Annotated in this window: 27 protein-coding genes; 5 read left to right on the forward strand and 22 right to left on the reverse strand. The window is 64.2% G+C overall.

Features of this window, described 5'->3' with window-relative positions; all coding sequences use genetic code 11:
- Window positions 1–4: 4 nt before the first annotated feature.
- Together ribD and rpe are read right to left on the reverse strand one after the other, a co-directional pair.
- A complete protein-coding gene (ribD, locus tag ACODSO_RS08865; protein ID WP_489036503.1) occupies window positions 5–1,069 on the reverse strand; it encodes a bifunctional diaminohydroxyphosphoribosylaminopyrimidine deaminase/5-amino-6-(5-phosphoribosylamino)uracil reductase RibD in 1,065 nt (354 codons plus the stop codon).
- Complete coding sequence (gene rpe, locus ACODSO_RS08870) at window positions 1,069–1,746, reverse strand: ribulose-phosphate 3-epimerase (protein ID WP_068368515.1); 678 nt, start codon at window positions 1,744–1,746, stop codon at window positions 1,069–1,071. Before rpe ends, ribD begins: the two co-directional genes overlap by 1 nt.
- Before the next feature lie 364 nt (window positions 1,747–2,110).
- On the opposite strand from rpe, the gene ACODSO_RS08875 reads away from it, so the two are divergent.
- From ACODSO_RS08875 to ACODSO_RS08890, 4 genes are all read left to right on the forward strand, one after another.
- Window positions 2,111–2,656: a hypothetical protein gene (locus tag ACODSO_RS08875; protein ID WP_489036504.1), complete on the forward strand. Its 546-nt coding sequence runs from the start codon at window positions 2,111–2,113 to the stop codon at window positions 2,654–2,656.
- 130 nt (window positions 2,657–2,786) lie between these two features.
- The gene (locus ACODSO_RS08880; RefSeq protein WP_489036505.1) at window positions 2,787–3,374 is read left to right on the forward strand and encodes a hypothetical protein; all 588 of its coding nucleotides are present in this window, start codon (window positions 2,787–2,789) and stop codon (window positions 3,372–3,374) included.
- A gap of 67 nt (window positions 3,375–3,441) precedes the next feature.
- Complete coding sequence (locus ACODSO_RS08885) at window positions 3,442–3,645, forward strand: hypothetical protein (RefSeq protein WP_489036506.1); 204 nt, start codon at window positions 3,442–3,444, stop codon at window positions 3,643–3,645.
- A complete protein-coding gene (locus ACODSO_RS08890) occupies window positions 3,645–4,058 on the forward strand; it encodes an HNH endonuclease (RefSeq protein WP_489036508.1) in 414 nt (137 codons plus the stop codon). Before ACODSO_RS08885 ends, ACODSO_RS08890 begins: the two co-directional genes overlap by 1 nt.
- Here ACODSO_RS08890 and ACODSO_RS08895 read toward each other — a convergent pair.
- The 20 genes from ACODSO_RS08895 to ACODSO_RS08990 all read right to left on the reverse strand — a co-directional run bounded on the left by ACODSO_RS08895 (window position 4,051) and on the right by ACODSO_RS08990 (window position 25,051).
- Complete coding sequence (locus ACODSO_RS08895; protein ID WP_489036549.1) at window positions 4,051–5,511, reverse strand: RsmB/NOP family class I SAM-dependent RNA methyltransferase; 1,461 nt, start codon at window positions 5,509–5,511, stop codon at window positions 4,051–4,053. The two genes, ACODSO_RS08890 and ACODSO_RS08895, sit on opposite strands and share 8 nt — an antisense overlap.
- A complete protein-coding gene (fmt, locus tag ACODSO_RS08900; protein WP_489036510.1) occupies window positions 5,466–6,389 on the reverse strand; it encodes a methionyl-tRNA formyltransferase in 924 nt (307 codons plus the stop codon). The genes ACODSO_RS08895 and fmt overlap by 46 nt, the downstream gene beginning before the upstream one ends.
- 45 nt (window positions 6,390–6,434) lie before the next feature.
- The gene (locus tag ACODSO_RS08905; RefSeq protein ID WP_082897506.1) at window positions 6,435–7,067 is read right to left on the reverse strand and encodes a PadR family transcriptional regulator; all 633 of its coding nucleotides are present in this window, start codon (window positions 7,065–7,067) and stop codon (window positions 6,435–6,437) included.
- A 91-nt stretch (window positions 7,068–7,158) separates the two neighbouring features.
- Window positions 7,159–7,941 (reverse strand): cyclase family protein, encoded by a 783-nt coding sequence (locus ACODSO_RS08910; RefSeq protein WP_489036513.1) that lies wholly within the window; start codon window positions 7,939–7,941, stop codon window positions 7,159–7,161.
- A 22-nt stretch (window positions 7,942–7,963) separates the two neighbouring features.
- Window positions 7,964–10,036, reverse strand: coding sequence for a primosomal protein N' (locus ACODSO_RS08915; RefSeq protein WP_489036514.1), 2,073 nt, complete (start codon window positions 10,034–10,036; stop codon window positions 7,964–7,966).
- Entirely contained in the window at window positions 9,982–11,199 is a 1,218-nt protein-coding gene (gene metK, locus ACODSO_RS08920) for a methionine adenosyltransferase (protein ID WP_489036516.1), read from the reverse strand. Before metK ends, ACODSO_RS08915 begins: the two co-directional genes overlap by 55 nt.
- 135 nt (window positions 11,200–11,334) lie before the next feature.
- The gene (gene coaBC, locus ACODSO_RS08925; RefSeq protein ID WP_489036518.1) at window positions 11,335–12,573 is read right to left on the reverse strand and encodes a bifunctional phosphopantothenoylcysteine decarboxylase/phosphopantothenate--cysteine ligase CoaBC; all 1,239 of its coding nucleotides are present in this window, start codon (window positions 12,571–12,573) and stop codon (window positions 11,335–11,337) included.
- Window positions 12,574–12,595: 22 nt separating this feature from the next.
- A complete protein-coding gene (gene rpoZ / locus ACODSO_RS08930) occupies window positions 12,596–12,901 on the reverse strand; it encodes a DNA-directed RNA polymerase subunit omega (RefSeq protein WP_068376118.1) in 306 nt (101 codons plus the stop codon).
- Window positions 12,902–12,980: 79 nt separating this feature from the next.
- Window positions 12,981–13,574, reverse strand: a complete 594-nt coding sequence (gene gmk, locus ACODSO_RS08935; protein WP_068376116.1) for a guanylate kinase — start codon at window positions 13,572–13,574, stop codon at window positions 12,981–12,983.
- Between the two features lies 1 nt (window position 13,575).
- Window positions 13,576–13,896, reverse strand: a complete 321-nt coding sequence (gene mihF / locus ACODSO_RS08940) for an integration host factor, actinobacterial type (RefSeq protein ID WP_068376129.1) — start codon at window positions 13,894–13,896, stop codon at window positions 13,576–13,578.
- 158 nt (window positions 13,897–14,054) lie between these two features.
- Complete coding sequence (pyrF, locus tag ACODSO_RS08945; RefSeq protein WP_489036521.1) at window positions 14,055–14,879, reverse strand: orotidine-5'-phosphate decarboxylase; 825 nt, start codon at window positions 14,877–14,879, stop codon at window positions 14,055–14,057.
- Window positions 14,876–18,217, reverse strand: coding sequence for a carbamoyl-phosphate synthase large subunit (gene carB, locus ACODSO_RS08950; RefSeq protein WP_489036523.1), 3,342 nt, complete (start codon window positions 18,215–18,217; stop codon window positions 14,876–14,878). The genes pyrF and carB overlap by 4 nt, the downstream gene beginning before the upstream one ends.
- Entirely contained in the window at window positions 18,217–19,350 is a 1,134-nt protein-coding gene (gene carA, locus ACODSO_RS08955) for a glutamine-hydrolyzing carbamoyl-phosphate synthase small subunit (RefSeq protein WP_489036525.1), read from the reverse strand. The genes carB and carA overlap by 1 nt, the downstream gene beginning before the upstream one ends.
- Entirely contained in the window at window positions 19,347–19,859 is a 513-nt protein-coding gene (locus ACODSO_RS08960) for a PH-like domain-containing protein (protein ID WP_489036526.1), read from the reverse strand. The genes carA and ACODSO_RS08960 overlap by 4 nt, the downstream gene beginning before the upstream one ends.
- Window positions 19,860–19,861: 2 nt before the next feature.
- The gene (locus tag ACODSO_RS08965; RefSeq protein WP_489036528.1) at window positions 19,862–21,163 is read right to left on the reverse strand and encodes a dihydroorotase; all 1,302 of its coding nucleotides are present in this window, start codon (window positions 21,161–21,163) and stop codon (window positions 19,862–19,864) included.
- Window positions 21,163–22,107, reverse strand: a complete 945-nt coding sequence (locus tag ACODSO_RS08970) for an aspartate carbamoyltransferase catalytic subunit (RefSeq protein ID WP_489036529.1) — start codon at window positions 22,105–22,107, stop codon at window positions 21,163–21,165. The genes ACODSO_RS08965 and ACODSO_RS08970 overlap by 1 nt, the downstream gene beginning before the upstream one ends.
- Entirely contained in the window at window positions 22,104–22,685 is a 582-nt protein-coding gene (gene pyrR, locus ACODSO_RS08975; RefSeq protein ID WP_068376102.1) for a bifunctional pyr operon transcriptional regulator/uracil phosphoribosyltransferase PyrR, read from the reverse strand. The genes ACODSO_RS08970 and pyrR overlap by 4 nt, the downstream gene beginning before the upstream one ends.
- A gap of 116 nt (window positions 22,686–22,801) precedes the next feature.
- A complete protein-coding gene (nusB, locus tag ACODSO_RS08980; protein ID WP_489036530.1) occupies window positions 22,802–23,335 on the reverse strand; it encodes a transcription antitermination factor NusB in 534 nt (177 codons plus the stop codon).
- 1 nt (window position 23,336) lies between these two features.
- A complete protein-coding gene (gene efp, locus ACODSO_RS08985) occupies window positions 23,337–23,900 on the reverse strand; it encodes an elongation factor P (protein WP_489036531.1) in 564 nt (187 codons plus the stop codon).
- Window positions 23,901–23,947: 47 nt separating this feature from the next.
- Window positions 23,948–25,051, reverse strand: coding sequence for a M24 family metallopeptidase (locus tag ACODSO_RS08990; RefSeq protein ID WP_489036532.1), 1,104 nt, complete (start codon window positions 25,049–25,051; stop codon window positions 23,948–23,950).
- A gap of 106 nt (window positions 25,052–25,157) precedes the next feature.
- On the opposite strand from ACODSO_RS08990, the gene ACODSO_RS08995 reads away from it, so the two are divergent.
- On the forward strand, window positions 25,158–25,799 hold the full coding sequence (locus ACODSO_RS08995) for a B-4DMT family transporter (RefSeq protein ID WP_489036533.1): 642 nt from the start codon (window positions 25,158–25,160) through the stop codon (window positions 25,797–25,799).
- The last annotated feature ends 58 nt before the right edge of the window (window positions 25,800–25,857 follow it).

Raw genomic sequence — 25,857 nt, forward strand, 5'->3', positions numbered from 1 at the left:
GTTCTCACTTCTCTTCGGCGAGGCCGGGGTGGCTCGCGGACTGCACCTGTCGGATGGGGATCGCACTGACGACGACGTCCGATCCGAGCACGGCAACGCTCTCGATCGAGAACCTCTTGGCGTCGGAAATTGTTCCGACGCCCGCATTCTCCACCGCTGCGGTCCCCGCACCGAGGACGACCGGGGCGATGTACGCGACGACGCGGTCGACGAGTCCTGCGGCAAGGAACGCACCGGCCAGTCGGGGGCCGCCTTCGAGCAGAACGTCGGTGTGCTCGACCAGAGCCTCGATCACGACGTTCGGATCGCGGGTGCGCAAGAACGTCGTGGGGGCGTCCGCGTTGCGAATGCGCGCGGACGCAGCGATGTCGCGTTCACCTACGACGATCCGAACCGGCTGCTGAGGCGAATTCGACCCGTCGGGAAAGCGCGCCGTCAGCAGCGGATCGTCGGTTTCGACGGTCCCAGTGCCGACGATGATGGCGTCGAGTTTGGCGCGCTGAGCGTGGACATGCGCGCGAGCGTCGGGACCGGTGATCCATTGACTCGAACCATCCTGCGCCGCGCTTCGACCGTCCAGACTGGCGGCGTACTTCCAGGTGATGTGGGGACGGCCGGTTCGCTGCTTGTGCAACCATGCCCTCAACGGACCCTGCTCGACGGCGTCCGCGCCGAGACCCGACTCGACGTCGACTCCTGCGTCTTCGAGGGTGTGGGCGCCGCCTCTGGCCAGCGGATTGGGATCGGACACCGCGTAGACGACCCTGGCAATTCCCGCTTCGACGAGCGCCTGGGAACACGGTCCAGTGCGACCGGTGTGGTTGCACGGCTCCAACGTCACTACCGCGGTACCGCCGCGCGCCTTCTCCCCCGCGCGCTGCAACGCAACTATTTCTGCGTGCGCCCCACCAGGCGGACGGGTGGACCCGACCCCTATTACGACACCGTCGGCATCCAGAACGACTGCGCCGACCGGCGGATTGGGACTCGTCCGGCCTCGGGCCGCTTCGGAGGCTTCGATGGCGATTTCCATCGCGTCGCTTTCGCTGACGCGGCCGTCCGTCGCCATCAGAGCGACAGGTGCTTGGACGCCCCGGCGGCTTGGGCCCGCAGGGCACGGACGGTGGCTGCTGGATCCGCGGTTCCGTATACCGCAGAACCCGCGACGAAGCAGTCGATTCCGGCCTCGGCAGCCTGCTCGATGGTGTCGGCGTTGATTCCGCCGTCGATCTCCACGACCAGCGTCAATTCACCTGCATCGACGAGTCTGCGAACGGCACGAGCCTTGCTCAGCACCTCGGGCATGAACGACTGGCCGCCGAATCCCGGTTCGACACTCATCACGAGCAATGTGTCGAATTCACGAAGGATCTCGAGATACGGCTCGATAGGGGTGCCCGGCTTGACGCTCAGACCAGCGCGTGCGCCGGCCGCACGAATATCCTTGGCGACTGCGATCGGATCGTCCGTCGCTTCCGCGTGGAACGTCACGTTGTATGCCCCAGCCTCGGCGTACGGGGGCGCCCAGCGAGCCGGGTCCTCGATCATGAGGTGGCAATCGAGCGGAATGTCGGTCGCCTTCAGCAAACTCTGGACCACCGGCAGCCCGAGCGTCAGATTCGGCACGAAGTGTGCGTCCATGACATCGACGTGAAGCCAGTCCGAACCCGCTACGGCCTCGGCTTCCTCACCCAGGCGAGCGAAGTCGGCGGAAAGAATGGACGGTGCGATCATCGGGGCTGCCACGGTCAAGAGCCTAATGCGTCTTTCGCAGTGCTCTACCCCTGGCCTGACGGTTGGGCCTGCTTGTACCGGAGCCCGACCCCAGACGATCTCGACGGTTGCAGTAGTCGCGTCATGCAAACATTCCTCGGCTTCCATCACCGAGGCACCAACGGGATCCATGATGACCTGGCCGTTCGACCAGTCGGTGAACGCCTGTGCTTCGGAGTCGATCGAGGTGACGGACGCTGAGACTCCATCGGGGTCGCTCTGCAGAGTCGCGAGTGTGCTGGTCGCTGAGCCCCGGATCGTCTGCCTATTCATACTCGGGCTACTCCCACACTCATCGACCGGTACTTGCATGCCCAGCCGGGTGCACACTTGTGTCATGCATGGCGAGTGGTCCGACGACGATCTTCAGCACGAGGTCTCAGAAGGTCGATGGGTCGCCGACAACGTGAACGCCGTTCCCAAGACGACGGTGGGAACCCTTGTACCCGTTGGATTCGATGCATATGCGCGGATCCTGTTCCCCCGTGTAGGCCGCGGGTCCGAACAACTGGCAGTCATATCGCGCCTGCTCGCCGAGCACACCGGCACACCACATGACTGTTGGTTCGCCCTGTGGGAAGGCAACACCGCCCTGGACGAGATACGCGACTCGACACCTTCCGTCCAGATAGCCGGGTACAACTACATCCTGCTCAGAGGCCCCGTCGAGCGCGCAATAGACTCCTACCGCGGGCTCAGGCCAAACATCTGGTGGCCCGCCGATCACTCATGGTGCATGGCCCCGCACTTCGACTTTCCTTACGCATTCCTAGGCGCAAGCAACCAGTGCATCAGCGACCTCTTCCAGCTTTCGGAGATCGAAGCCAGGCGAGCACACGCAGAGCAGATCGTCACCGCTGACAACGACCAGCTGAATACCTAGCAGACGCCGCTGCAGCCTCCGGTCCGACGGATCGGCCGACTCTGAAGCTATGAATGTGCATTCACATCGATGAAACTTGCTGCAGCCCAATCTCTTTGCTACGCTCGAACATACATTCGAAGGGGCGATTGTGGACAGCTCAGACATTGCAGCGTTCGCGGTAGCAGTTCGAGAGATCGATGCCGACATTTCCAACATCGACCGCATCGACCAGATCGGCGCGCTCGAGGACTTGAAATCAGCGGTGTGCGCCGCCCAGACGGTGATCAGTATCGACTTCGAGAACGCGGTTCGCAACGAACGACGACGTCGTGGCACACCCAACGAACGATTGTCCAAGGGGGTTTCTGCGCAGATAGCGTTGGCTCGCAGGGAATCACCGAATCGTGGAGGTCACCTGCTCGGCCAAGCTCGGATGCTGGTCGACGACATGCCGAACGCGCTGGAACTATTGCGAACGGGCGTCCTGAACGAATGGCGTACGTCGTTGATCATCAAAGAGATCATTTGCCTCGACCGCGAAGACCGTCGCTACATCGACGAGCAGCTCTGCTCCGACCCTGTAACGCTACGAGGGTTGGGAGACAAAAGAGTTCGCGGCAAGGCATATGCCTTGGCCGTCGAGCGAGTCTGCGCCGCCATAGTGAACGAGCCAGGAAGGCACCAGGTCAGCGGGGAGTCACCTCGAGGCCTGCACCGGATTCGATGGCGTACCTGACCGCCTTGTTGCCGATGAAAGACGCAGTGGCTGTAACGCCACGCTCAGCCGAGACGCCGACACCATCATGTGCACCCACGACGTTGTCGAACGCAGCAAGAACCAGATCATGGCCGACCTACTCGTCGAACGGTGCACCGGCGCGTCCACAGCGACAGGCGTGCCCGTGGAAGTCGTCATCGTGATCTCCGACGAGGCATTGTTGGCGGGAGGACAGGAGCCGGCACATGCTCACGGGTACGGATCCCGGCCGCACTGGCGCGTGACGTAGTGGCGAATACGATCGATAGCGACGGCACGGCGACGCTACGCAGGCTGTACAGCAAACCCAGTACCGGTGCCGTCACTGCCATGGAGTCGGCCGCGCGGGCTTTCCCAAAATCCCTGGCCACGCTGATCGATCTCCGAGACCGATGGTGCCGAACGCCGTACTGCAACGCCCCGGTTCGGCACCACGACCACATCACCCCACATCACGCAGGCGGCGCGACGAGCGAACACAACGGTGCCGGCCTGTGCGAGGCCTGCAACTACGCCAAGGAGACACCCGGATGGTCCGCACGCGCCGACGGCGCGCCCGGGCAGCTGCACTCCTTCGATCTTGTGACCCCTACCGGTCATCGATATCGCTCCACTGCCGATTCGACACCGAGGCCGCTCGATGTGGAACGTAGAGCTAGCTGACGGGCCGCTGCAGGGCCGCCATGAACATGGCGTCCGTGCCGTGCCGGTGCGGCCACAACTGCACCGAAGGTCCATCACCGATGGCGGGCACCTCGGGCACCAGCGTGCGGGTGTCGAGCTCGAGGGCACCGTACCGACGAACTGCGTCCGCTACGACAGCCACAGTCTCCGAAAGATGCGGCGAGCACGTCGAATACATGACCACACCGCCCGGCCTGACGAGCTTCAACGCCGATGCAAGAAGCTCCCTCTGCAGCGAGACCAGGGCGCCGACATCCTTCGCCGACCGACGCCAACGAGCCTCGGGGCGTCGCCGAAGCGCGCCGAGGCCGGTGCACGGCGCATCGACGAGGACGCGGTCGTATCCGCCGTCGAGTCCGGTTTCCCGGCCGTCGACGACGTGCACGGTGACCGGCAAGGACTTGGTCGTCTTGCGGACCAGCTCCGCACGATGCGGCGTCGGTTCCACGGCATCGACGTGTGCGCCGTCGATCTCGGCGATGGCACCGAGCAATGCAGCCTTTCCGCCTGGCCCTGCACACAGGTCCAACCAGCGGCCGCCGTCCGGTCCATCCAGGGGCGCCAGCGTCAGCGCCCGTGCGACGAGTTGGCTTCCCTCGTCCTGCACTCCCGCCAGACCGTCGCGCACCGCGTCCAGCTTTCCCGGGTCACCACCGTCGAGATACACCGCGTACGGCGAATATCGACCTTCTTCGCCGCCGGTGACGAGCGCCAACTCCTCAGCCGAAATCTCGCCGGGGCGGGCAACAAGATGCACTGCGGGCCTGGTGTCGTCGGCTTCGAGAACGTCGGCGAGTTCGGCTGCATCGGCACCGAGCGCGTCTGCGAACGCCTGCGCAATCCACTTCGGATGAGCGTATTCGAAAGCGAGATGGCCGACCGGATCCTCGGCCGCGTCCGGAGCGAGTTCGTCTACCCATTGCTCAGCTGTCTTCTCGGACACACGCCTGAGTACAGCATTGACGAAACCTGCTTTGCCGCTTCCGAATTCGGCGCGCGCCAGATCAACGGAGGTCGCTACCGCAGCGTGCGGCGCAACTCTCGTGCGAAGCAATTGATAGGCACCCAGACGCAGAATGTCGAGCAGTCCCCCGTCGATATCGGAAATCGCGCGACCCGAACCGCTTTCGATCACCGCATCGAGGAGGCCACGCGCACGCGAGGCACCGTAGGCGAGCTCGGTAGCCAATGCAGCATCTCGAGTATCCAGCTTGCGGTCGCGCAGCAGGCCGGGGAGTACCAGGTTCGCGTACGCGTCGCGCTCGCGGACGGCCTTCAAGACATCGCGGGCAGCCAACCTGGCCTTGTCGACAGGCGGCGCCGACGATGGACCGTTGCCGCGTTCGGGGCGGTTTCCCTTCGCACTCCGAGATCCTGGACGATTGTTCACAGGGCTACCGCCGTTTCGGTCAGACGGGCACCGCGTGCCCAGTCGAGTGCCTTCATCAATTTCTTGCCCTGGGGCTGGATGTCGCCGAGGGATACGGCGTTAGTTGCTGTTCCCACGAACACACCGTCTTTCCTGACCACGATGTGGCCGGGTTCGAGAACCATGTCGGAGAGTGTCACCGGCGCAACCTTCAGTCGAATGTCGCCGATCGTCGTCCATGCACCAGGTGCCGGGGTCACCGAGCGAACATGCCGATCGACTGCGGCAGCAGAGGAAGACCAATCGATTCGAGCCGAGTCCACGGTGACTTTGTGAGCGTAGGAAACGCCGTCCTCGGACTGAGCAATGGCCGACGCTTCCCCCGATTCGATTGCGTCCAGTGTGGCCTCGAGCAACGCAGCTCCGCTGACGGCGAGCCGGGAGAGGAGATCGCCTGCCGTATCGGTGGGCTTGATGGACTCGGTGACCACACCCAGAACCGGACCGGTGTCCATGCCTTCCTCGAGCAGGAACGTGGACGCTCCGGTGACGTCGTCCCCCGCCGCGACGGCGGCCTGGACCGGGGCAGCGCCGCGCCAGGCCGGCAGGAGGGAGAAGTGAAGATTGATCCATCCGAACTTCGGGATGTTCAGCACAGGACGCGGCAGCAACGCGCCGTATGCGACCACCGGGCAGACATCGGGGTCGAGCTCGGAGAGTGCTTCGATGAACTGCGGGTCGGACGGCCGGTCAGGCGTGAGCACCGGAATGCCGTGCTGGTCCGCAAGGATGCCCACGGGTGAGCGGCTGACTCGTCGCCCACGCCCCGCAGCGGCGTCGGGACGCGTTACCACGGCGACCACATCGTGCTTGTCCGACGCGATCAGTCGCTCCAACGACGGAACTGCCGGGTCAGGCGTACCTGCGAACACAACTCGCACCAGTGGACTCCAACGAATAGGTGAAACGGATTTGTCACGAACTACCTATTCTAAGGATCCTCGGTCGGCCGAGTCCGAGTCGGGCCGATCCTCCTCTGCCAGGATCCGATACAGACGCCTACGCGCGTCCGTCAGGACCTCGCTCGCAGCTTTCACCTGGTCTGCCGTTCCTACTGCCGCGACCTGACCGGCCGCGCCCATCAAGAGACCGATCAGTCCGCGAAGGTCCATGGCGTCGCCACCGACACTGCTGCGAACATCGTCCCAGGGCGACCCGAGATCTGCCCGGTGTTCGTCGACGAACTTCCGTCCGGACTCGGTCAGACGTGCAGTCTTGCGACCCTCGACCTTCTCGATGAGGACCAGACCTTCGTCTTCGAGCTGAGACAGAGCAGGATAGATGGAGCCCGGACTCGGCTTCCATGCACCGTCGCTTCTGGACACAATTTGCTGGATGAGTTCGTACCCGTGCATCGGCGACTCGTCCAGCAGGAGCAGAACGGCCGCCCGTACGTCTCCCCGACGGCCACGACCTCCCCGTCCCCTGCCACGGCCGAGACTGCCGCCTACACCGAATCCTCCCGGCCCGCCGTGTCCGCCGTGCCTACCTCGTCGGTGCGGGTGAGGCAGCTCGCCTCCAGCCCGAGGCCACCGCCGTGCTTCGTAAAAGTTCTCCATGTCCGTCTCCTTCTTTGGTTGGTTGGACATATTGACGATATATCGGCAATGCATCTTTGGCAAGGACAGTCTTGCGAACAGGTATGGGAGCTCAGGGCAACCGAGGGATCAATCCGAAAATAGTCGCGGGCGATCCGGAGCCTGCCCGATTGATCGGACCGCCGACCAGAACGTGTGCGCCTGTTGGCGGCAGCTCACCGAGATTGCGCAAATTTTCCAGGCTGAGGCGATGCAGGTCGTACAGCTTGATCGAGACCGCATACGTGCTGTCGTTACCCAGATCCGGGCCGAATGTGTCCGATCCCAACGCTCCGCGCGTTGCGAGCCTTCCGGTATCGATGAGCCACTGTGCCGCGTCGGCCGAGAACCCCGGGTGGTGCATCACACCATTCACGTCCGCGTTTGCGTATGCGCCTGTGCCCCAACGGGATTCCCACCCTGTCCACAGAATGACCGCAGCTCCCGACGGGATTCGGCCATGCGCCGACTCCCACCGCTGAAGATCCGCCACCGTCACCGCATAGTCCGCGTTCGCAGCCGACTCCTCGCGAATGTCGATCTTGACCGCAGGGAGGAACAGGTCTTCGGGAAGCAATTGATCAGCCGTCAGCCCACCGTCCTGAAAATGCGCGGGAGCACCCCAGTGCGAGCCAGTGTGCTCCCCCTCGTGGACGTTCTGCAGGTAGTAGCCGTCCTCGGCGACGGTCGCAGTGGTCTCCACCAAAAACTCCGGGTCACCTGGAAAAATCGGCGTCGCCGCGGGGTCGTTGCCATGAGACAACGACACGATTCTCAACAGTCGATCCAACGGGATTTTGGGACCCTGCACTGGGGGCGGGTCCGCCGCACGTCGAAAGACTCGCCAGCGCGTCATTTTCCCGACCTCATGATGCGCGTCAGCCGATTCTGATCGGGTCGATCTGTACCCGGACTGCTTCGGTGCTCTTCTTCGCGCTGCTGGCAGCCTGCGAGTCGGCCAACGACCGGGCCAGGGCACCGCCGTCCCGCCGAGGCACTCGGAGCAGGATTCGCTGCACGTCTCCCGGAATCCTGTCCTCGCCCCCGCCTGCAGGCAGCCGCTGTCCCTCGGGAAGCTCGACCGGTCCGAGGATCTCGGTATCCTCCGGCAGAGCAGTGTTCTCGACCAGAGCCGTGATTGCAGCAGTGGTTCCATCGATGGCCGCGACGTGCACGGCGGGAGGAAACCTGACCTCGACTCGTTCGTCGAGCTGGCTACGTGCGTGACCGACAGGATCCCACCGCACGAGTGCCTGAACCGTCGGGATTTCCGATTCGGCCACGACGACAACTCGGCCACCGTCCGCACCCGACCGAACGAGCGCGCCCGCAGTCATCCATCGTCGCAGCGTCTCCTCGGCAGCACGCAGGTCCGCGCGGCCGAGCAACGCCCACCCGTCGAGAAGCAGTGCCGCGCCGTATCCGTCGGGGATCCTCGGCTCCGCCCCCACGGTGGAAATAACCAGCGACGGACCCGGCGCCACCGAGTCCAATACCGAAGCGCCGCCCGAAGTATGCACCGGCACACCAGGGAACGCACGACCGAGTTCTTCTGCGGTGCGGTGCGCACCGATCACGACGGCGCGTAGCGTGCGCGAACCGCAGACAGTGCACTTGTGGTTCGTGTCCGCTACCCCGCACCATCGACATGTCGGGCTGCCCGCCCCGTCTGCGCCCGGGGCCGACGGGAGTGACAGAGGCCCGTTGCACCGACGGCATCGCGCCGGGTTCCGGCATTTGCCACATGCCAGCGACGGGACGTACCCACCGCGGGGAACCTGGACGAGAACGCCCAGCCCGTCCTTCAACGCCGCCCGAGCCGCCTCGAACGCGATTGCCGGCAATCGCGCGGCTCTCGCACCCGGATCTCGAGCCAGCGCGTGATCACTGTCCGCCAACGCCACGATGTGAGGTTGACGTGCACGGACTGTTTCTCTCGGCGCGACGAGGTCGTGTGCCCACCCGGCGTCGACGAGCGCTTCTGCTTCTGCGGTTCGGGCATGCCCGGCGAGGACCACCGCACACCCGGTTCCGTGTGCGCGTAGAAGCGCGACCTCCCGGGCGTGTGGATACGGCGACCGTGGTTCGGCATACCCGTCGTCGCCGTCGTCCCAGAGCACCATCAGGCCCAGGTTCTGCACGGGAGCAAAGACCGAGCTTCGGGTACCGACAACGATCGAGACTTCGCGGCGCAACGCTGCGAGCCATCGGCGATAGCGTTTCGCGGGGCCGAGACCAGCCGACAATGCGACCACCGTATCGGCTCCCACCACCGACTCGCACGCAGCCGTCATCCGGTCCAGGTCACGCTGGTCGGGGACGACTATGACCGTACTTCGTCCGGAACTTGCCGTCACTGCGGCGATCTCGGCGATACGGCGAGGCCAATCCTCACCGGGGAGCGCCTGCCACACTGCGCGGGGACTGCGATTCGCACGCACAGCATCGACGAACGCGCCGCCGTGGGTGTATTGATCCCACCCTGTGACATCGGTGGGCGCTGCGATGCTGGGCACCTCGGGAACGGGCTCGGATTCCACCTTCGCGTGCCGCGGCGGCACCGCCAACCTCAGCACATCTGCTCTGGTACCGGCGTACCGATGCGCCACTGCGGATACCAACTCGGTGATCTCGGGGGTCAGCACCCGCTCCGCGGACACGACACGGTCGAGAAAGCCGAGTTTGCCCGAATGGTCACTGGTCGCCGCCCGCTCGAGAATGTAGCCGTCGACGAGCCTGCCGGCAAACCTAATACGAACGCGAACACCAGGTTTGGCGTCGGAATCGAACTGCGCGGGAACGAGGTAGTCGAATTCGCGGTCGAGGTGCGCGAGAGGCAAAAGCGGCAGCACCCGAGCAATGGGAAGCTCGGATGCTGCCCCTGAAGTTACCCCGCTCAGGCGAGTCCCGCGGCCGCGCGAAGCTTGTCGGCCCGGTCGGTCGACTCCCATGGCAGGTCGATATCCGTACGGCCGAAGTGGCCGTACGCAGCGGTCTGCGCGTAGATCGGGCGGAGCAGATCGAGGTCGCGGATGATCGCGCCCGGGCGTAGATCGAAGACCTCGGAAATCGCGGCCTGGATTCGCGCCGGGTCTGTCTTCTCGGTGCCGAATGTCTCGACGAACAGTCCGACGGGTGCCGCTTTGCCGATCGCGTAAGCAACCTGCACCTCGATGCGGTCCGCAAGCCCCGCCGCGACAGCATTCTTGGCGACCCAGCGCATCGCGTACGCGGCGCTACGGTCGACCTTGGACGGGTCCTTGCCCGAGAACGCTCCGCCGCCGTGACGCGCCATGCCCCCGTACGTGTCGACGATGATCTTGCGACCGGTCAGGCCCGCATCGCCCATAGGTCCACCGAGGACGAACTTGCCGGTCGGATTCACGAGAAGCCGAACGTTCGACGTATCCAGAGTGGAAACGTCGAGCTCCGCGAGGACCGCTCCGAGCACCTTTTCACGGATGTCGGGAGTCAGCAGGTTGTCCAGGTCGATGTCGGCAGCGTGCTGCGTGGACACGACGACAGTGTCGAGTCGAACTGCTCGGTCACCGTCGTATTCGATGGTGACCTGGGTCTTACCATCCGGACGCAAGTACGGCAGCACACCACTCTTGCGAACCTCGGTGAGTCGACGCGCCAGCCGGTGTGCCAGAGCGATCGGCAGCGGCATCAGCTCGGGGGTGTCGGTGTTGGCGTAACCGAACATCAGTCCCTGGTCGCCTGCACCCTGACGATCGATCTCGTCGTCGGACAGACCCTCGACTCTGGCTTCGTGGGAATTGTCGACGCCTTGAGCAATTTCAGGAGACTGTGCGCCGATTGCGACATTTACCCCACACGAATTGCCGTCGAATCCCTTGGCCGACGAGTCGTACCCGATTTCGAGGACCTTCTCGCGGACGATCTTGGGGATGTCCGCCCACGCAGTCGTGTTGACCTCGCCTGCGACATGGACCTGGCCGGTGGTGACCAACGTCTCGACGGCCACTCGTGACCGTGGGTCCTCGGCGAGCAATGCATCGAGAATGGAGTCGCTGATCGCGTCGCAGATCTTGTCTGGGTGACCCTCTGTCACCGATTCACTGGTGAAGAGCCGACTGCCGGGCTTGCTCACGGATTTCCTCTCGACGTGTGTCATCGCATTCGTTTCGGCCAAGCTATATGGACAAGTGTCGGCGCCGCAGTCCCGAAGAGACGCGAGGCGCATTTAGACACTAGTCGTGCGCACAGCGCGTGTGCACCATTGAAATCACCGCTGATTCGAAGCCGACTCGAAGACAGCGACCACCGCGTCGAGTACACGACCGGCGAGCAAAGCCTTGGATCCCTCACCCAGTGCGGACTCGGAACCGTCGGAGCCGAGAAGCCAACCGTCGTTGTGGTCGACCTCGAACGCCTTGCCGTCGCCCACTGCATTCACCACGAGGAGGTCACAGCCTTTCCTCGCGAGCTTCGCACGCGCATACGTGAGCACATCGCCGTGTTCGTCGCCGGTCTCGGCTGCGAAACCGACTATGACAGTCGATGATTCGATTTCTCCGGCGGTCCGCGCATCGACGAGACCCGCAAGGATGTCGTCGTTGCGCACCAGCGGAATCGAATCCGGCTCGTTCGCGCCCTTCTTGATCTTGCTTCCCGCGATGGTTGCCGGGCGAAAATCGGCCACGGCAGCAGCCATGACGATCGCATCGGCATCCGGTGCGTACTTGCGAACCGCTGTCTGCATCTGCTGTGCGGTCTTCACGTGGACGACATCGACGGCTGCTGGATCGGCAAGCTCGGTGGTGAAGCCGGCAATCAAAGTCACGTCGGCGCCGCGCTGCGCCGCGACACGGGCGAGCGCATACCCCTGCTTGCCCGAACTTCTGTTGCCGAGAAACCGAACGGGATCGAGGGGTTCGCGGGTTCCACCTGCGGTGATCACAAGCTTGCGCCCGACCAGATCCCGAGGCAACGCATCGGCGCGCTCCGCGAGGAGCATCGCGAGACCGAAGATCTCGTCGGGCTCCGGCAAACGGCCGGCTCCGGTGTCGCGGCCCGTCAACCGACCCGATGCAGGCTCGAGCACCGTGACACCGCGGCTGCGCAGCGTCTCGACGTTGGCGACTGTCGCGGGGTGCTCCCACATTTCGGTGTGCATCGCCGGAGCGAGCAGCACCGGGCAGCGCGCAGTGAGCAGGGTGGCCGCGAGCAAGTCGTCTGCTCGACCACCAGCAAGGCGAGCCATCAGGTCCGCAGTGGCAGGGGCAACGACGAGGAGGTCAGCTTCCTTGCCTAGACGGACGTGCGGCACCTCGGGCACATCGGAGAAGACGTCCGTGTGTACCGGGCTCCCGGACAGCGCCTCGAAGGTTGCCTTCCCCACGAATTCCAACGCGGATTGGGTGGGGATGACGCGAACGTGGTGACCGTTCTCGGTGAAGCTACGGATGAGGGAACAACTCTTGTAGGCGGCAATACCGCCGCCCACTCCGACGACTACGCGCAACGGCTCTAGTCCTTACCGATTCTCATTCGCCTTCGGTGTGCTCGAGCAGGTCTTCGTGGATCTCGCGAAGCGCGATCGACAGCGGCTTCTCCTGGAGGCCGGGCTCGACGAGCGGGCCGACATACTCGAGGATGCCGTCACCGAGCTGGTTGTAGTAGTCGTTGATCTGGCGCGCACGCTTGGCTGCGTAGATCACCAGCGCGTACTTCGACGACGTCCGAGCGAGGAGCTCGTCGATCGGTGGGTTGGTGATACCGAGCGGCGTGTCGTAAGCCGGGAGTGCGCTGTGCGCGTCGAAGTCGGAACCGGCCACTGAAGTGCTGCTCACTGTTGATCTCCTGAAATTGCATCGTTGGTGCTGCGAAAACGCTGTTCGGCGACTATTCGGGACGTCATGAAAGCCGGTGTCAACCGACCGACGACCTACCGACCAACAAGGATACCAACTCTTCGCACGAATGGTCGACATCGGTATTGACAATGACCGTGTCGAACTCCTCCTGCGCTGCCAACTCGACCTTTGCGGTCTCGAGTCTGCGCTCGGTCGCGGCACCTTCCTCAGTAGCCCGTGAGGTCAATCGATGCACCAGATCGTCCCACGTCGGCGGCGCCATGAACACGAGCGTCGCCTCGGGCTTGGAGATGCGAACCGCCCGCGCACCGGCAAGATCGAGCTCGAGCAGAACGGGCTTGCCCTCGTTCAAAGCTTGCTCGACGGGAGCAGCCGGGGTGCCGGAACGGTGCAGACCGCTGTGCACACTCGCCCACTCCAACAATTCGTCCGCTTCGATCATCCGGTCGAACTCCTCCGGGGTGACGAAGTGGTAGTCCTCACCGTCGACCTCACCGGGCCGCGGCGCCCGCGTGGTGACGGACACGCTGAACCACAGTTCGGGCAGCACCCGCCGAAGGACTCGAACGACGCTGGATTTGCCGACACCGGAGGGACCTGCCAATACGATCAGCCGGCCCCTCCCGTGTGGTGACGAGTCGTGTGTCATCTCAGGCTTCGAAATCGAATTTGGTCAACAGAGCTTTGCGTTGACGATCGCCGAGGCCGCGCAGACGCCGAGACGACGCGATTTCCAACTCCGTCATCAGCTCCTGGGCCTTGACCTTGCCGACCTTGGGCAGTGCCTCCAGCAACGCCGACACCTTCATCTTGCCGATGATCTCATCGGTCTCGGCGTCCGCGAGCACCTGCTTGAGATCAGTGCCGCCTCGTTTGAGGCGCTCCTTGAGCTCGGCCCTGACCTTGCGGGCAGCAGCTGCCTTCTCGAGAGCGGCAGCACGCTGCTCTGGGGTCAACTGGGGAAGCGCCACGTTTCCTCCGTATCGTTCGTCGGTGAACAATGCACTCATCGGCTGTGGTGCACGTCGCTGCTGAAAGACCAGCGGCTACCAGCAACTACAGCGACGGTACCGACGCATCGGCCCGACCGCTAACCCGCCCCCGTAGCCGGGCGAAGATCAGCGATCATCTATGGCAGGGCCGCTTCGATCTCGTCCCGCAGGCTCTTGGCCGCATCCTGAAGCGCTTCGACCGACGGACCGGCGCGGAGGACACCTCGGGAAGAATTGGGCAACAACAGCTTCAGCGAGCCACTGAATATCTGTGCCAGATCCTCGACACTCGCGCCCTGCGCTCCGAGGCCAGGCGCGAGAATCGGTCCGGTGAAGCCCGACAGATCCAGACCGTGATCACGCGTCGCTCCGACCACCAGTCCGACGGTCGCCGAACCGTCCGAGTTGACCGCAGCTCCGGCGTCGACGATCGATTGGCCTACGGTGCGCCCGGTCGCGACCGCCTGCTGCAGCGAAGCCCCCTCGGGGTTGGAGGTCCGGGCCAGGACGAATACTCCCCTACCGCCCGCCTCGGCGAGCGCGAACGTCTCGTTCAGCGAATCGAAGCCCAGGTACGGGGACACCGTCACCGCGTCGGAGGACAGCGGAGAGTCCGCACCGAGCCACGACTGCGCGTATGCGCTCATGGTGCTGCCGATATCGCCGCGCTTCGCGTCGGCGATCACGAGCGTTCCGGCGTCGCGCAGCACCGAGATGGTCCGTTCGAGCACCGCGTACCCGGGGCTACCGTAGGCCTCGAAAAAAGCGACCTGCGGCTTGACCACCGCGATCTCGCCCACGAACGCTTCCACACAGATCTCGGCGAACTTCTCGAGTCCGTCGGCGTCGCGCGGCAGACCCCACTGCTCGAGCAACGCAGGATGCGGATCGATCCCCACACACAGACGCCCTCGAGCGGACGTCGCCGCGCGGAGCCGATCCAGCCATCCCTGCGCACTCATGCCTGTCCCACTCCTGCAGCCAGTACCGCATGCAGGTCCTGCAACGACCGCACACCGATGTCGCCCGCAAGGCCGGCCTCGATACCCTGCACTGCCGCCGATGCGCCCTGCACGGTCGTGATGCACGGAATGTTCTGAGCGACGGCCGCACTGCGGATCTCGTACCCGTCCACGCGTGGTCCGGAATTACCGTACGGAGTGTTGATCACCATGGCGATGTCTCCGGCAAGGATGCGATCGACGATGGTGACGGCACCTTCGGGCACCTCTTCTCCGGACTGCTTGTAGACCTGCTCACACGTGATTCCGTTTCGCCGCAGCACCTCCGCTGTACCCTCGGTGGCCAGGATCGTGAACCCCAGGTCCGCGAGCCGCTTGACCGGGAAGATCAGGGAACGCTTGTCCTTGTTCGCGACGGACACGAACACGGCACCCGACGCGGGCAACGAACCGTAGGCCGCCGTCTGGCTCTTGGCGAACGCCGTACCGAAGTCGGCGTCGATACCCATGACTTCGCCCGTCGACTTCATTTCCGGACTCAGCAGCGTGTCCACTCCGGTGCCGTCTGCGCGCCGGAACCTGTTGAACGGCAGCACCGCTTCCTTGACGGCGATCGGAGCACCGAGTGGCGTCGTGCCGCCATCTCCCACGGCGGGGAGCATTCCGCTCGCCCGCAGGTCGGCGATCGACTCGCCCAGCATGACGCGGGCGCAGGCTTTCGCCAACTGCACTGCCGTTGCCTTGGACACGAACGGGACCGTGCGGCTTGCCCTCGGGTTCGCCTCGAGCACGTAGAGGATGTCGTCCTTGAGCGCGTACTGAACGTTGAGCAGACCCTTGACGCCGATACCCTTGGCCAGCAACTCCGTCGAGCGACGGACGTTCTCGATGTCGGAGCGGCCCAACGTGATCGGCGGAAGCGCACATGCCGAGTCACCGGAGTGAATCCCGGCCTCCTCGATGTGCTCCATGACGCCACCCAGGTAGACCTCGGTACCGTCGCACAGAGCGTCGACATCGATTTCGACGGCGTCTTCGAGGAACCTGTCGACGAGCACCGGACGGTCGTCCGAGATCTCGGTTGCACGCGAGATGTAGTCCGCGAGCGACGCCTCGTCGTACACGATCTCCATGCCGCGTCCGCCGAGAACGTACGACGGCCGGACCAGCACGGGATAGCCGATGCTGCCTGCGATGTCGCGGGCGCCGTCGAACGTCGTCGCCGTACCGAACTTCGGTGCGGGAAGTCCGGCTTCGGTGAGAACTCGCCCGAACTCGCCGCGATCTTCCGCGAGATCGATCGCCTCGGGGCTGGTTCCGACGATCGGCACGCCGGCGGCCTTCAACCGCTTGGCGAGGCCGAGCGGAGTCTGGCCACCGAGCTGGACGATGACGCCCGCCACCGTGCCCGACGCGGATTCCGCGCGATACACCTCGAGCACGTCCTCGAACGTCAACGGTTCGAAGTAGAGACGGTCTGCCGTGTCGTAGTCGGTCGAGACGGTCTCTGGGTTGCAGTTGATCATCACGGTCTCGTAGCCGGCCTCGGACAACGTCTGTGCCGCGTGGACGCACGAGTAGTCGAACTCGATGCCCTGGCCGATTCGGTTCGGTCCGGAGCCGAGAATGAGGACCTTGTCCCGCTCACGCTGCTCAGCGACCTCGGACTCGGCTTCGGGGTCCAGTTCGTAGGTGCCGTAGTGGTATGGGGTCTTCGCCTCGAACTCGGCGGCGCAGGTGTCGACCGTCTTGTACACCGGATGCACCCCGAGCTGATCGCGCAGTGCGCGCACGCCGTCCTCGCCGCCCAGCTCCGGTCGCAGCGCTGCGATCTGGCGATCCGACAGGCCGTGGTACTTCGCTTGACGCAACAAGACTTCGTCGAAGTCGGCGGCCGCGCGGAGTTCGTTACCGAGTTCGTGGATCTGCTGGAACTGGTCGAGGAACCACGGGTCGATCTTGGTGGCGTCGAACAGCTGCTCCAGAGTCGCCCCGAGCGCGAATGCCTTTTCGATCCCGTACATGCGTCCGTCCTGCGGAACGCTGAGATCCTTCAGAAGCGCGTCGAGACTCTCTGCCTCCACGTCAGGACCGGTCCAGTAGCCCGCGCGTTTGGTCTCCAGCGAACGCATCACCTTGCCGAACGCCTCGGTGAAGTTACGCCCGATGGACATCGCCTCACCGACGGACTTCATCGTCGTGGTCAGGGTGCCGTCGGCGCCAGGGAACTTTTCGAAGGCGAAGCGCGGTGCCTTGACGACCACGTAGTCCAGAGTCGGCTCGAAGCAAGCAGGAGTTTCCTTGGTGATGTCGTTGACGATCTCGTCCAATGTGTAGCCGATGGCGAGCTTGGCGGCCATCTTCGCGATCGGGTAGCCGGTCGCCTTGGACGCCAACGCCGAGGACCGCGATACCCGCGGGTTCATCTCGATGACGACGAGTCGACCGTCGGCCGGATCCATCGCAAACTGGATGTTGCAGCCACCGGTGTCGACGCCCACCTCACGAAGGATGTCGATCGAGAGGTCACGCATCTTCTGGTACTCGCGGTCGGTCAGCGTCGTCGCGGGCGCGACGGTCACCGAGTCGCCGGTGTGCACCCCGACAGGATCGACGTTCTCGATGGAACAGACGATGACCACGTTGTCGCGGCCGTCGCGCATGAGCTCGAGTTCGTATTCCTTCCAGCCGAGGATCGACTCCTCGATCAGGACGTTCGCGGTCGGCGATGCCGCCAGACCACCGCCCGCGATGCGGGTCAGATCGGCGTCGTTGTACGCCAGCCCCGAGCCGAGCCCGCCCATCGTGAACGACGGCCGAACCACGACCGGGAAACCGAGTTCTTCAACCGTCGCACGGACCTCGTCCATCGTGTAGCAGACAGCCGATTTGGCCGACTCTCCGCCGACCTTCGTGACGATGTCCTTGAACATCTGACGGTCTTCACCGCGCTGGATGGCGTCGAAGTCCGCGCCGATCAACTCGACGTCGTACTTGGCGAGAATGCCCTGATCGTGTAGTCCCACGGCTGCATTGAGAGCTGTCTGACCGCCGAGGGTCGCGAGGACGGCGTCGATCGGGTGGCCCTGGGCGGCCTCCCGAGCGAAGATCTTCTCGATGAAATCCGGGGTGATCGGTTCGACGTACGTCGCGTCCGCGAACTCCGGGTCGGTCATGATCGTTGCGGGGTTCGAATTGACCAGGCTGACGCGCAGCCCCTCCTCGCGGAGCACCCGGCAAGCCTGGGTTCCGGAGTAGTCGAACTCACAGGCCTGACCGATGACGATCGGCCCCGAACCGATCACCAGGACGTGGCCCAGATCGCTGCGGCGTGGCATTACTTGTCAACTCCCTCGAGCACTGATGTGAACCGATCGAAGAGATACGCGGCGTCGTGTGGACCGGCCGCGGCCTCGGGGTGGTACTGAACCGAGAAGGCACGGCCGTCGAGCAGTTCGACGCCCTCGACGGTGCCATCGTTCGCACATGTGTGGCTGATGCGCGCACGTCCGAAATCGGTGTCGAATTCTTCACCGGCTTCGCCTTCGAGCGCGAATCCGTGATTCTGCGCGGTGATGGCAATACGTCCGGTGGTGTGTTCGATCACCGGGATGTTCATGCCTCGGTGGCCGAACTTCATCTTGTAGGTCGAGCGTCCGAGCGCGCGACCGAGGATCTGGTTGCCGAAGCAGATACCGAACAGCGGCAGCTTCCGGGCCAGTACCTCGCGGGTCAAGGCGACGTTCGTATCCGCTGTCGCCGGGTCCCCTGGGCCGTTGGACAGGAAGACTCCGTCGGGATTCAGGTCGAGAATCTGCTCGACGCTGGTGGCGGAGGGGACGACGTGGACGCGGATACCGCGCTCGGCGAACATGCGTGGGGTGTTCGTCTTGATACCGAGGTCGACTGCGACGACCGTGAAGCGGGCCGTGTCGGACGGCTCGATGGTGTAACCGACAGACGTCGTGACCTCACCGGCCAGATCGGCACCGAGCATCGACGGCTGGTCGAGCACCTGCTCCAGCATCTCGCCCTCTGTGCCGAGGGAGTCACCGGAGAACACTCCGGCACGCATGGAGCCGCGGCTGCGGAGGTGTCGAACTAGCGCGCGCGTGTCGATACCAGCGATTCCGACGACGTTCTGGGCTTCGAGCTGATCCTGCAGTGATCCCGTTGCTCGCCAACTCGACGTGCGCCGCGCGGGATCGCGTACGACGTAACCCGCAACCCAGATCTTGTTGGGATCCTGCGCACTGGCGGCCTCGCCGTCCTCTAGATTCCAGCCGGTGTTGCCGATCTGCGGCGCCGTGGCGACGACGATCTGTCGGTGGTAGCTGGGGTCGGTGAGTGTCTCCTGGTAACCGGTCATCCCGGTGCAGAACACGGCTTCTCCGAGCGTCCGGCCCTGGGCTCCGAAGGTGGTGCCGCGAAATATCCGGCCGTCCTCCAGAACAAGAACTGCGCTGCTCACGCGGTTGTCTCCTTCGTATCGTTCGTATGTGTGTCCGGGTCTACCCACTCGGGGTAGACGAGCTTGTCATCAGCTCGGAATCCTGTGTCGATCTCGGTTCCGGTCGGGAGAACCCAACGGATCACGAGCAGTCCGTCCTTGCTCATGACTTTGCCTGCCAGCCCTCGCTCGGTTCGGATCGCGCGCACCGATTTCTGCGGAATCCAGATGGTGGACTCTCCGGTGCGCGTGAGCAGAATGCCTTCGGTGTGCCGCGACAGTTCCGCGGTCGCGCGGTGTCCGATGTCGCCGACGGCAATTCGGTCCTGCCAGCTCGGCGCGATGGTGCTGCCGACGTACAGCCCGGTCGACGCCTCGATCAGCGTCTCGCCGAGGTCTGCGGGTACCTCCGGGAAGGATCCGATGGATTCGGCCTGGCGCTTCTGGCGCCCGCGCCAACCCCAGAAGATGAGGCCGATCATGGCGATCCAGAAGACGATGAAGCCGATGACGATGAGAATCCTGTCCATTCTCAATCACCGACCTTGGACCGCGTCACGCCATCGCGAGCGGTGATTCTTCCGCGCAGCACAGTCGTGGTGACCTTCGCCGAGAACGTCATCGACTCGAACGGGGTGTTGTCGGAGATACTCGCGAGGCTCTTGCCGACGACCGTCCACGGTGCGCTCGGATCGACGAGGACGAGGTTCGCGACCTCCCCGACCTCGATGGGCCTGCCCTGATCAGCCAGTCCGACGATCTGCGCCGGGCGCTCACTCATCACGCGCGCGACACCGCGCCAATCCAGCAATCCCGGTTCCACCATCGTCTGCACGACGATCGCCAACGCCGTCTCCAATCCGAGCATGCCTGGCTTGGCCTGCGCGAATTCACAGCACTTGTCCTGCTCGGCGTGCGGAGCGTGATCCGTCGCGACGCAGTCGACCGTGCCGTCCGCCAAACCGCGCCGCAATGCCTCGACGTCCGAAGCCTCACGCAACGGCGGGTTGACCTTGTTGATCGCGTCGTATGTCTCGAGCCTCGAGTCGTCCAGCAGCAGGTGATGCGGCGTCACCTCTGCAGTGATCGAAATGCCCTGTCCGCGAGCCCACTTCAACAATTCCACGGTTCCGGCTGTCGAGGCGTGGCAGATGTGCACGGCCGCTCCGGCATCACGCGCAAGCAGAGCATCGCGGGCGACGATCGACTCCTCGGCCGCCCTCGGCCATCCGGCGAGCCCGAGACGAGCAGCCGTCGGCCCTTCGTGCGCGATCGCGCCGACCGTCAGTCGTGGTTCCTCGGCGTGTTGCGCAATGAGCACGCCCAGCGAACTGGAGTATTCGAGAGCCCGCCGCATGATCAACGGGTCGTCGACACATTTGCCGTCGTCGGAGAACATCCGCACCTTGCCGACTCCGGCAGCCATCGTCGCCATCTCGGCGAGCTGCTTGCCACCGAGACCGACGGTGATCGCGCCGACCGGGTGCACGTCGACCAGGCCGACCTCCTGACCCCGTCGCCACACGTGGTCGGTAATGACGACCGAGTCGGCAACCGGCGCGGTGTTGGCCATGGCGAACACCGCGGTGTAGCCGCCGAGCGCGGCAGCGGCGGAACCGGTCTCGATGGTCTCGGTGTCCTCGCGGCCGGGCTCACGCAAGTGTGTGTGTAGGTCGACGAAACCGGGGAGCAGAATCTGACCGTGACCCTCGACGACCTCTGCGTCGCCGGGGTCGAGATCGGGTCCGATCGAGGCAATCTGGCCGTCGTCGATCAATACGTCGGTCGCGGGTTCTTCGCCGTAAACGAGGACGCCCTTCAGCAGCACGCTCATCACGCACCCCCGTCCGAACCGACGAGCAATCGGAACAGAACCGCCATGCGCACGTGAACCCCGTTCGTAACCTGTTGTAGGACTGCAGTTCTGGGAGAATCAGCTACTGAGGATGCGATCTCCATGCCGCGCAGCATCGGACCCGGGTGCAGCACGACGGCATGCTCGGGCAGCAGATCCATCCTTCTCTGGGACAACCCGTAGGTGATCGAGTATTCCTTGGGTGACGGAAAGAACCCACCGTTCATACGCTCGGCCTGCACCCGCAGCATCAATACGGCATCGAGAGCCGGCAGCTCGGCGTCGATGTTGTGCGATACCCGGACCGGCCACATCGACGCGCCGACAGGCAACAACGTCGGGGGCGCGATGAGCACCACCTCGGCACCGAGGGTCGACAGCAGAATCGCGTTCGACCGAGCGACCCGGCTGTGCAGGATGTCGCCGACGATCCCGACTCGCTTACCCGCGATGGATCCGAGACGTTGACGCAGCGTCAGGGCATCGAGCAGAGCCTGCGTGGGGTGTTCGTGCGTTCCGTCACCGGCATTGATCACCGCCGGACCACCGCCGTCGCCTTGTCCAGCTGTCCACTGAGCGATCTGGTGCGCGGCACCCGACGCCGGATGCCGTACGACCAGAGCGTCGGCGCCTGCTGCGCGCAGGGTCATCGCGGTGTCGCGCAGGGACTCGCCCTTCGATACCGACGAGCTGCTCGCGCTGACGTTGATCACATCGGCGCTCATCCACTTGCCTGCAACCTCGAACGACACCCGCGTCCGCGTCGAGTTTTCGAAGAACACCGTCATGACGGTGCGGCCTCGCAGGGTGGGGAGCTTCTTCACCTCACGGCCGAGCAGCGCCTGCTCGAACCGGTCGGCTTCGTCGAGCAGTTCGGTTGCCGATTCGAGAGTGAGATCGGATACGGACAGCAGATGCTTCACTTGGCTTCCCTCGTAGCGGCCAGGCTGACCCCGTCGTGTCCGTCGTGCTCGACGAGCTGCACCGACACGTCTTCGGTACGGGCGGTCGGGACGTTCTTGCCCACGTAATCGGCGCGAAGCGGAAGCTCACGATGACCCCGATCGATCAGGACTGCCAGCTGGACCGCGCGTGGACGACCCAGATCGCGCAGCGCATCCAACGCCGACCGCACCGTACGTCCGGAGAAGAGTACGTCGTCGACCAGCACGACCAGGGCGTCGTCGACCCCACCGGAAGGAACCGAGGTGCGTTCGAGTGGGCGGTGTGGCTTGCCGCGAAGATCGTCGCGGTAGAGCGTGATGTCGAGGGAGCCTACCGGTGGCCTGATCCCGGAGAAGGTGTCGATCCGGTCGGCGAGCCGCTCGGCGAGGGTTGTGCCGCGGGTGGGGATTCCCAGCAGGACCACACGAGGCGCGTCGGCTGAGTCGAGCGCGGTCTTCTCGATGATCTGATGTGCCATCCGCGCAATGGTCCGGCCTACATCGGCAGCGGACAGAAGTTCGCGGGACGAGCTGGAGGGTGGTTCGGACGCAGGCAAACTACGACCTCCTTCTCCGCCTCTCTGGACGGATCGTTAAAGGATGTCTGACAGTGCACCAGCCTAGCAACGACGCTCCCCGAACCTGTTATTCAGGGAGCGTCGCGTGAGCCGAATTACTTGTCGCCGGCTTCGTCGCTGCGCGAGGACACAGCGGCAGCAGCTGCCCGGACCTGCGGGGCCACCAGCACGATCTGGCCGAGCACGCCGTTCACGAAGGACGGCGAATCGTCGGTGGACAATTGTTTCGCAAGCTCGACGGCCTCGTCGACCGCAACGACCGGTGGAACGTCGGTCGCGTGAAAGAGTTCCCACACCGCAACGCGCAGGATAGCTCGGTCGACCGCAGGCAGACGGTTCAACGTCCAATCGTTGAGGTGGTCGGAAATTACACTGTCGAGACGGTCGAGGTTCTCCGCGACGCCGCCCACGAGAGTCTCCGTGTACTCGCTGACCGGCGCAATCGAATCGTCGGCGCGGGCCAGCTCGATGCGCTCCTTCGCCAGGCGCACCGGATCGGCATCACGAGCTTCGGCCTCGAACAGGAAGTCCACGGCCCGCTTGCGTGCCTTGTGACGCGCACCGAGCTTCTTGACCGGCTCGTTATCGCTGCGGGCCGAACTCTTCTTCGACGAATTCTTCGACGACACCTTAGGAGTTCACACGCCCGAGGTAGTTGCCGTCGCGCGAATCGATCTTCAGCTTGTCGCCGGTGTTGATGAACAGAGGCACCGACACCTCGGCACCTGTTTCCAGCGTCGCCGGCTTGGTTCCGCCGGTCGAACGGTCACCCTGCAGACCGGGATCGGTGTGCTTGACCTCGAGTTCGACGGTGACCGGCAACTCGACGTACAGCGGTACGCCCTCATGCGTGGCGACCTGGACCTGCATGTTCTCGAGCATGAAGCGAGCGCCGTCACCGACCACCGCTTCGCTGATCGAGATCTGGTCGTAGGTGTCGCCGTCCATGAAGACGTAGTCGCTGCCATCGTGGTAGAGGTACGTCATGTCGCGACGGTCGACAGTGGCAGTCTCGACCTTGACTCCGGCGTTGAACGTCTTGTCGACGACCTTGCCAGACAGTACGTTCTTGAGTTTGGTGCGCACGAATGCGGGGCCTTTGCCCGGCTTGACGTGCTGAAACTCGATGATCGTCCACAGCTGATTCTCGATGCTGAGGACGAGACCGTTCTTGAAATCACTGGTGGAAGCCACAGTCTTTTACGTCTCCTCGTGTTCTCGTGTGCAGGAACCGCCGTGCGTCACACGAGAGTAAGTTCCTTGGTGGTCATGGTCAGCAGCTCAGGACCGTCGTCGCGAACGATGAGCGTGTCTTCGATCCGCACGCCTCCGCGCCCCGAGAAGTACACACCCGGCTCGACGGTCACAGCTGCACCGCACAGGAGTGTACCGGTGCTCGACTTCGCGATTCCCGGCGCTTCGTGGATTTCGAGTCCGACGCCGTGCCCGAGACCGTGCAGGAAGAACTCGCCGTAGCCGGCGTCCTCGATCACCGAGCGCGACGCCGCATCCACGGACGCCGTGCTCGCACCCGGCGCGAGCGCCTCACGGCCGGCGGTCTGCGCGCGCTGCACCAACGAGTAGAGGTCTGTCTGCCACTCCTGCGGCGTGCCGAGCACCACCGTGCGCGTCATGTCCGAGTGGTAGCCCCCGACAAGCGCACCGAAGTCGAACTTGACGAAGTCGCCGGTTGCCAGCACCGCAGCGGTGGGACGGTGATGCGGCACCGCGGAGTTCGGACCCGCTGCGACGATGGTCTCGAACGAAATGCCGTCAGCGCCGTGCTCGACCATCAAAGCCTCCAGCTCACGGGCGACGTCGAGTTCGGTGCGGCCGACGGCGACGCCGCCTCGTTCGATCAACACCGCGAACGCGTCGTCGGCCGCGCGGCATGCGTCCCGAAGCAGTCCGACCTCGTGCTCGTCCTTGACCATCCGCAGTTCTTCGACGAGACCAGGTGCGCGTACGAGCGTCGCCTTGGGTTCGATGTCGCTCCACGCTCGGTGCTGGTCGACGGTCACGACGTGCGACTCGAAACCGACCGAACCCGGACGCGGCGTCACATCGCTGCTCAGCAGATACGCCGCCGAAGACCTGTCGATCACAGCACGCAGATCGGGTACCTGCTCGGCGACCTGCGTCAGATAGCGACCGTCGGTGCAGACGACGGTGTTGTCCTCTCGATCCGCCGAGTCGTGCGCCGACACGATCAGTGCAGCGTTGGATCCGGTGAAACCGGTGAGGTAGCGAATGTTGAGCAGGTCGGTCACCAACATGGCGTCGAGATCGTTCGATTCCATGGTGCGACGAAGGGCAGCGCGTCTACTGCTGTGATCTACAGGCATTCGTACAACGTACCGCTGTGACTTTGTCCAGCCAGGATCGAAACCCAGACCCCAGGTTCTGTGGGGTCGCCCACATCGCGCGCCTCGTATGGATAGGCTGTGCCCCATGACAGGGTGGGTGGTACGCGGAATCGGTATGTGCTTGATCAACGTGGCGGTGAGGATCCTTCTTGGCGTCGCGGTAACGCAGTGGCCGCTGCACGGATCTCAGCTTCGGTGGCTCGGGATGGCAGCAGTGTTGCTTGCGGTCGTGGTGTGGGCGGGGCTCGACGGCATTCGAGACCGTCGGAAGAACCCCGATCCCGAATACGGCGAGGACCTGACGATGTTGTGGCTCAAGGCCGCAGTCCTCGGAGGCCTCGCGGCGGGGTTGATCACCTGGTTCGTGCAATTGATGGTCGACTTCAGCGTCGGCCAGAACTCCTTGTTCTTCGAGCTGACCTCCGGTGCCGCCTTCACCATTCTGGTGATCTTCATCCCGGCGACCATCTCGGTCTTCCTCGGTCGCCTGCTCGCAGGCCGGGACGCGAAGAAGAAGTTGGAGGCGGCCGATGCGCAGCGGGAGAAGGAACGCCACGATCGTCACCTTGTCGGCGCCGGTTCGGCATCGTCTTCGGCTTCGACGCCCCAGGCCCAGGATCAACCTCAGTGGTCGGGTGACAACGCAGATACCGAGGTATTTCGCGCTGTCGATCCCGACGCGCCCGAGCAGCGTGGGTCTGCCACGAAACACCGCGACAATTCCTGAGACTTCGTAGTGTGAGTGGACATCCATGCGGCGCTTGGACTGTCTCTTAAACACAACT

Source organism: Rhodococcus sp. FG69 (assembly GCF_057808915.1).